Below are 6,852 nucleotides of genomic sequence, written 5' to 3' on the forward strand. Positions count from 1 at the left end.
TCCCTCGTGATGTCATACCTCGGCGTACACATACCACCATCATGTCACCAAAGCACCATAGAGTAAACACACCCTAAATACGGCCGGTAATTCGGCTGGCCTGTTCAAGGAGTCGGATACGTCCTATCGGACTGTATCCGACTCCTTTTGTTTTCTGATTGTCGACTGATGGTCGAAGTCATTACTAAATTAACTAGTATTAATGATTGTATTTCAAAATTAATTCTCAATATTGGAATATTTGGAAAGGTAATAGTTTTATGACAGATGGCGAGAAGAGAATGATGCTAAGATATAAAACTTGTACATGGAGTTTTGTTGTTCTGGGTTTTTGTCTTGATGGTTATCAAGTTATAATTAAAATTGCGCAGTCTTCTAGTATTGAAACACTTTTCGGGAATGTACGAAAAGCTGTTATTGAAATCCCATGTTTCGGTTCGGATGCTGGATGCGGTCTGCTCCTGGGTGTTCTCGGTGTTGCTGCGGGCATTGCTGTGGGCATTGCTGTGGATGATTCATCGGTGGTTCGCCATAAATCTAAGTTTATGGCGCGGGCATTGTTGATAGTGACGATCGGTGCGTCGTTGTGGTCGGGCATGATGATAATGTCCGCGCTAGCGAATGGGCAATATTTATATATGTTGTTTATCGTTGTCTTATGCTTTACTCTTCCTTATTTTTATGGAGTGAGTGAGTCTTCTGCTTTTTTAAGAATGCTTGTTAAGGTTAAAGAAGAAGAATTGAGAGAAATGCGAAATAAGTACGGTGAATTAGAGACGGATTTTGCTGTTAAAAATGATCTGTTAATTCGGAATGTTGAATACGGTATTTTGATTGTTATATCGTGGGTGACTTTTTCCTGGGTAGCTTCTTTGGCTGTTCTTTATCGATCGGACTGGGTGGGATGGCTTGTGGGTATGAGTTGTGTTGTTGTGTCGCTAATTCTTATTCACTTTTTTAATCGATATATTCAATTTGCAAAAACTGAGTTGCCGGTGCTGACACGCTCCATTTTTCTGTCATTTTTAAAATATCATTCTATTTCATGTCTGCTGCAATTTCTTTAGTTTTTGCTTACTGTATATATTTATGCTACTGTCTCTCATGTCTTGTTATTGTTAATGATAGTAAATTATCTTTTATTTTGAGCGCGATTCTATTTATTCCCTATCTGATCGATTTCTGTATATTTGTATTTAGCCGGAATATTTTTAAAAAAAGTAGATTGGATTATTTAGCCTATGCAGAAGGGCTGCAAGAAAAGGATTTGAAGATAGTGAAAGATGATATGAAATGGCTTGATAGCCAAATTACAGGATCTCATGTTATCCACGTATCGCGACCGCTGGATCCTCGCAATTTTACCGGTCAGGGTGCTCGGCGAATAGACTCATCGACCTCTCGTGTGTGATTCAAGACAATTTGAGATGATCCTTGGATAAAGTTCTCGGAACAGGTACGTGCATCATTGGGGACCTACGGGTCGGCACGTAGCATGGTTAAGTCATGGAAATGCCGAGTGGAATGTTTTTGTACTCTTCTGCATGTTGAAGGGAACGGTAATTAATCTCTCAACTACTTATTGATCAAAAGCAACGGTGATTGCCCGGCAATCTTGTGATGCCGGGCAATCCCAGATTGATATAACTCTGAGAACGATCTCAGACTTCTTGCGGTCCCGGCCCCATGGGGCGAAAGTCTTCTGGCGCCCGCCGTGAATACTGCCTCATAGCTAGCGTGGCCTTCCCGCTACGACACAGCCTAACATCACAGGCGCGACACTTCGGGGTGGAGTAGACGACCTTGTCAACGCAATATCTGGAAAGTCTGCTTTGTCAGGCAGGTTTTTAGGTGGGTGCTGTCTACCTGTGCATTGGCCTTCCACGAAGCTGCGATATGGGTCAATGGTTTTTGAGGTTGTTTGGGATCGGGTTGTTTCCAGGTGGCGGTTGAGAGCACGTCGTGTTCTGAAGCCGGAGTCTTTACTTGGGTGCTGGCTATTACAGTTTTCGGCTTAGTACTCTTACCTTTGTTCGCGGTCAATGAGTAGGTTTTTTGAGAGGAAACCCATCCGGAGGGGAAACGCCATTTCTCCGCCTTATACCGTTTTAATGTGTCGGCATCGGCTGTACATGGGATGCCATACGTATTGTCCGTGCCAAAGGAGAAGAGCAGACGGGCGTATTGTGATATGGAGGGTCGATGCGGATACTTGGCTTTATCAATGTGTCCGCCATGATGGGCGGCGACCACGGCGACTGGTTCGGCGTCTGGGAACGGGTCCGTGAAACTGCTGTAGGACGCATCGCCAGGCAAGATCCATTTGACAGGACGATCGTCGTGCATATCTTCGATTTCGACGGCAATGCCGCATTCGTTGGCATTTTTTTGGGACAGTTTCCCGGTGCACTGGATCAACGATATGACTTGTGTTCCATTGCCGAATGATGCTGTGATCGCATGGTTGGTCGGCGCGGGATTCGGGAAATTGAGTATGGTTCCGCCCCTGCTTCTAAGCTCCTTGCCTACACGTGATTTGTTGAAATTAAGGCTTGTTGGTCGTGGTGGGAGAATCCATGTATTCGATCTAAAGTCTTCTCCGGAATGGAAAATTCCATTGTAGTGATCGCAATGCCAGTGAGAAAGAATGATGGGAGGGTTAGTGCAATTGCAGAATTGCAGGTCCTTCGGGGTGGCTTTCTGATTTCTCGGGGCGTCGCATCCAAGGTCGCTATATAAGAGCACCTTCCCGTGGGCATCCGCAAGGCCGACGCAGGTTCCTTGCCCCACGTTAAAGCAAATCAGTTGCTCCATGCGCGGTATCTTTTGCAGTGTTTTCCGAATTATGGCGTCATTGCCTGCGGGCCATGCGGTGACGTTCGTTGCTGCATTAAGAGCGGCGGCCTCCTTGGGCGGACATATGGTTATACCGGTGAAATAATGATATGTGTTGATGTTGCTCTGTTGGGGATTGCTCCAGCCAAAATTCAATAACGCCATTGTTCCATTATTCAGGGCAATGGTATTCTGTTCTACCACTGAGCCAAGAATAATGGTGAACCAAGCATCGACATTCTGCCTTTGTGAAGCCACCTTAACTATATTTTCATATCGATCGGCTTGTAAAGTCAAAGAAATCGTGCATAACTTCAGATAATGAAATGGATCATTGACTTCGTTGAATATGCTATTGGGTGAATTACGATCGGAATCGTTTTCGGTGAATACTCTATTCCAATAATTATTAACTCGCTCCAGTATTAAGTCGGGATATAATAGTTCCCTAAGAGAGTTTGAGTTTTCTGGATGAATGGCGAAAGGAAAGGAGCTGTTGCTTGTTGGCCAAAATGCCGTGGAATATGCGTTTACTGCGTCGAAATCAACTTGTATCATTTCATCATTGACGACATGATAATCAGAAATTTGAGCGTAGTAAACATTCTTTATGGATTGACCGACGGAAAACGCGTTTCGTGACCGAAGCCGATTGGAAAGAATCTGTAAGTTGCCAGGGGTGGCGAGGCGATCATACTGTGTGCGCGTTCTTCCGTTCATGTTCACATGATATGTCCTCAGGAGAGGAGACACCATGTGAATCTCGTGTAGCGTGCGCCGTCTCATTGTCGGAATTCTTTGCTTTCAGGCTGGACGATCCGTATATATCGATCCAGAGCCCCCATGTGTCGTGCGCCTGTTCAGTTAGCATATAGAAAAGCATCGCGTCATAGACCAGCCGTCTAATCTCGTTGTCCCGAGCGATGATCAACGTAAAGATGATCATCATGATCGGATAGAAGACGAGTCGTGTCGCTTCGTCTTGCGTTTGTTCATTGTTGCGGTTCTTGTATGTCAACAGGCCGCCAGCTTCGGTGACGAGTCCTACTATGACGAGAATCACGCCATCGGAGTGATATTGGTCTCCCATAAATTCGGCCCATCCGGTGACAGTAAAAAACCGAAAACTTGCGCCGCGGTTTTGATGAGACCCCACCGTGAATCTGGAATCATGACGGTGACGCCGGCTAAAATGAACACTGCTCCGAATATGATCATCGTGGCCGTGCTTACGGCGCCTTTGCTGATGAAACCCATGAATAGAATGCCGATCAGCAGGCAAGTAATCGATGCCAATAATCCTACGGCGATGGGCCAATGCGTCACTGGCATCGGAATGGCGAAGCTGGTGATGGGGTTACTATTGTGGCGGATCGCCGGTCGTCTCCATATAAAACAAACCACTAGCAAACCGAAGAAACCGATAACAGCCATTGTGCGGCCGATTTGATATTTTGTGATGTGCTGGTGTGCTCTGTGCTTTCCCTTCATGTGCGTAACGTTACGCGGATGCGTGCGATAGGGGCGTGTAGACATATGGCGTGTCTTTTGCATTTTGACGAAGGCCTGGCTCGCTGTCCGTCGTGGTACTTAACGGTATAGACTGATGAGACGTAAAAGAGGGAATCTTCCTCTTGGCCAACAGCGGAAGGAATCTGACGTATGGGGAACGGTTCGATGTGGAAGCTGCAGAGGCTGCGTCTGACCAACTTCCGTAGATTCGGCGACCTGAGCATTGACTTCGACGATCATGTGACGGTTCTTGCCGGAGATAACGGTGCTGGCAAGACCTCGGTGCTGGAAGCGGCGGTTGTGGCGTTGGGTTCGTTCCTCAGCCGTGTCGACAATCCCTACATGCGCATGTATCCCATCAATTTCGCCGCGAACGACCTGCGTCTCAAAACCATTGCCACCGGTAGCGTTCTGTCCAAGGAACCGCAGCCGGTCTCCGTTGCGGCCGATGGCGTCGCCTTCGGAGAGAACATTCAATGGACGCGAGCCAAGAATACGGTGGACGGTCGTACGCGAGTCGTCGACGCCAAGCAAGCCACCGCGGTTTCCGAACATATCCAGCGGATCGTCAAGCAGGGCGAGCCGGAAACGCTGCCGTTGCTGGCCTACTATGGCGCCGGTCGTCTGTGGGTGCACAAGAAGGAGAAGCTGAACTCCGAACGCTGGTTCGCGAAGGGGTTCTCCCGCTCCAGCGGTTACGTGGATTGCCTGGATGCCGCCACCAACGACAAGATGATGGCGAGCTGGTTCAAGCAGATGTTCGAGGTCAGCATCGAGAACGGCGCGCAGCCTCCGGAACTGACGGCAGTGAGCCATGCCATTTCCTCGTGCTTCCAGGAGCTGACCGGCAACAAGAACGTGACGGTCCGATACAGTGCCAAGAACTATGGTCTGGTCGTCAATGGCCTTGTGGAGGATGATGGCGCTCCTCAGGGGCCTATGCCGTTCGAAATCCTCAGCGACGGCTATCGCGGCGTGCTGAGCCTCATCGCCGATATCGCCTATCGTATGGCCGTGCTGAATCCCGATGCCAAGGACATTCTCGGCGCTCCGGGCATCGTATTGATCGACGAGATCGATCTGCACCTGCATCCGCTGTGGCAGGAACGGGTCGTCCAAGATCTGACGACCGTATTCCCGAACGTGCAGTTCATCGTCAGCAGTCACGCTCCGGCGGTGATCGCCTCGGTCAAGGACAATCAGATCCGTCGTATTCGCAAGTGTACCGAGCAGGAAGAATCCGAACTGGAGAATCCCACCGGCGAAGACTACGTGTCGTACAAGCCTTCCTCGAAGGCTACCGGCGGTCATAGCATTCGTGCCGTGCTCGAAGACGTGATGAATGCGTATGATCTCCCTCGCGTGACGCGGGAACTGTCTGCCGACTTCTATCGCGAATTGTCGGATGGCAACCTTGATAAGGCCGAGGAAATCCTCGACAAGTGGAAGGAATATTCGGGCGAGGACGATACCAACGTGCTGAGCGCCGACACGTCGCTGACCATGGAACGGATGGATCGCGAAGATGCTCTTGATTAAAAAGGGTAATGCCCCGTATGAGTTCGCCGCTTGCGTGCCAACGGTGCTGTCCTCGGACAATCTCAACCTTGACGGCGAGACGCCGTTCGACCTGCTGACGTCCGGCGCGAAAAGTGAGCTGAAGGAGAGCTTGCTCAAAGAGCAAGGGTACCTGTGCGCGTATTGCATGCGCGGCATCGACGCCGACCGCATGCGTGTCGAGCATTGGCATCCGCAGAGCGATGGTGTGGAGGGTGCCAGGCTTAGTGTGCAGTACTCCAACATGTTTGCCTGTTGCGAAGGCGGAGAGGAGACCAAAGCTCCGCCGGAAGACCAGACATGCGACAAACGTAAGGGTGAGCGGTTCATTACCGTCAACCCCACGTCGCAGTCCGATATCGACACGATCTATTATCAAGAGGACGGTGTGATCAAATCCATGGATCCTGCCATCCAATCCGATCTTGGGGAGCCGGGGGAGACCGGCAAGAAGGCGTTGTCTCCGCTCGGATTGAACCAGAAGGATCTGATTCGTAATCGGGAGGCGATTTGGGCCTCCATTAAGACGAAGCTGAAGAACATCCATGGGAAGGATGCGTCCATTCGGTTCTGCAGAAGCATGCTTAAGGAATACGAGCAGCCCAGTACCAGCCTTAATCGGAAGAAGGCCGGGCATCGTAAGGCATATGCGGGCATTGTGATTTTCTTCCTGAAGCGGGAACTTCGCTCCTACGGTGTACAGGCGTGAACATGATCGTGCCGGTAACTGATTCGTTCCGTTACCGGCACTGATCATGTTCATCTCATGCATGATGCCGTACTGATACCCCGATCAATCCGTGCGGTGGCCGAGGTGCCTCATTTGAAAATGAGCGCGTAATCCGGAGTGGTGCCTCACCTGTGGTGAGCATGAAATCCTAGTCCGCGTCGGCTTGTGGGGTTTCGTCGTCTTCCGGTTCGACGCCCGCGATCCGGGCGAGCGTCTTG

At 49.8% G+C, this 6,852-nt stretch carries 7 protein-coding genes; 4 read left to right on the forward strand and 3 right to left on the reverse strand.

Annotation, left to right across the window (positions count from 1 at the left end):
* The first annotated feature begins 260 nt into the window (after window positions 1-260).
* Together GFD25_RS11700 and GFD25_RS11705 are read left to right on the forward strand one after the other, a co-directional pair.
* On the forward strand, window positions 261-1,067 hold the full coding sequence (locus tag GFD25_RS11700) for a hypothetical protein (RefSeq protein ID WP_163233028.1): 807 nt from the start codon (window positions 261-263) through the stop codon (window positions 1,065-1,067).
* Window positions 1,046-1,411 carry a hypothetical protein gene (locus tag GFD25_RS11705; RefSeq protein ID WP_163233030.1) on the forward strand — a complete coding sequence of 122 codons (366 nt, stop codon included), beginning with the start codon at window positions 1,046-1,048 and terminating at the stop codon, window positions 1,409-1,411. Before GFD25_RS11700 ends, GFD25_RS11705 begins: the two co-directional genes overlap by 22 nt.
* Before the next feature lie 395 nt (window positions 1,412-1,806).
* Here GFD25_RS11705 and GFD25_RS11710 read toward each other — a convergent pair whose 3' ends face one another.
* From GFD25_RS11710 to GFD25_RS11720, 3 genes are read right to left on the reverse strand one after another with little or no spacing between them, the layout of a single operon-like run.
* Window positions 1,807-3,555 carry a hypothetical protein gene (locus tag GFD25_RS11710; RefSeq protein ID WP_163233032.1) on the reverse strand — a complete coding sequence of 583 codons (1,749 nt, stop codon included), beginning with the start codon at window positions 3,553-3,555 and terminating at the stop codon, window positions 1,807-1,809.
* Window positions 3,527-3,925 carry a hypothetical protein gene (locus GFD25_RS11715; RefSeq protein WP_163233034.1) on the reverse strand — a complete coding sequence of 133 codons (399 nt, stop codon included), beginning with the start codon at window positions 3,923-3,925 and terminating at the stop codon, window positions 3,527-3,529. Before GFD25_RS11715 ends, GFD25_RS11710 begins: the two co-directional genes overlap by 29 nt.
* Complete coding sequence (locus GFD25_RS11720; protein ID WP_163233036.1) at window positions 3,895-4,326, reverse strand: hypothetical protein; 432 nt, start codon at window positions 4,324-4,326, stop codon at window positions 3,895-3,897. Before GFD25_RS11720 ends, GFD25_RS11715 begins: the two co-directional genes overlap by 31 nt.
* Window positions 4,327-4,512: 186 nt before the next feature.
* On the opposite strand from GFD25_RS11720, the gene GFD25_RS11725 reads away from it, so the two are divergent.
* Both GFD25_RS11725 and GFD25_RS11730 read left to right on the forward strand, forming a co-directional pair.
* On the forward strand, window positions 4,513-5,886 hold the full coding sequence (locus GFD25_RS11725; protein ID WP_163233038.1) for an AAA family ATPase: 1,374 nt from the start codon (window positions 4,513-4,515) through the stop codon (window positions 5,884-5,886).
* Complete coding sequence (locus GFD25_RS11730; protein WP_163233040.1) at window positions 5,873-6,613, forward strand: retron system putative HNH endonuclease; 741 nt, start codon at window positions 5,873-5,875, stop codon at window positions 6,611-6,613. The genes GFD25_RS11725 and GFD25_RS11730 overlap by 14 nt, the downstream gene beginning before the upstream one ends.
* The last annotated feature ends 239 nt before the right edge of the window (window positions 6,614-6,852 follow it).

This window comes from Bifidobacterium aerophilum, assembly GCF_010667685.1.
Taxonomy (GTDB): Bacteria; Actinomycetota; Actinomycetes; order Actinomycetales; family Bifidobacteriaceae; genus Bifidobacterium; species Bifidobacterium aerophilum.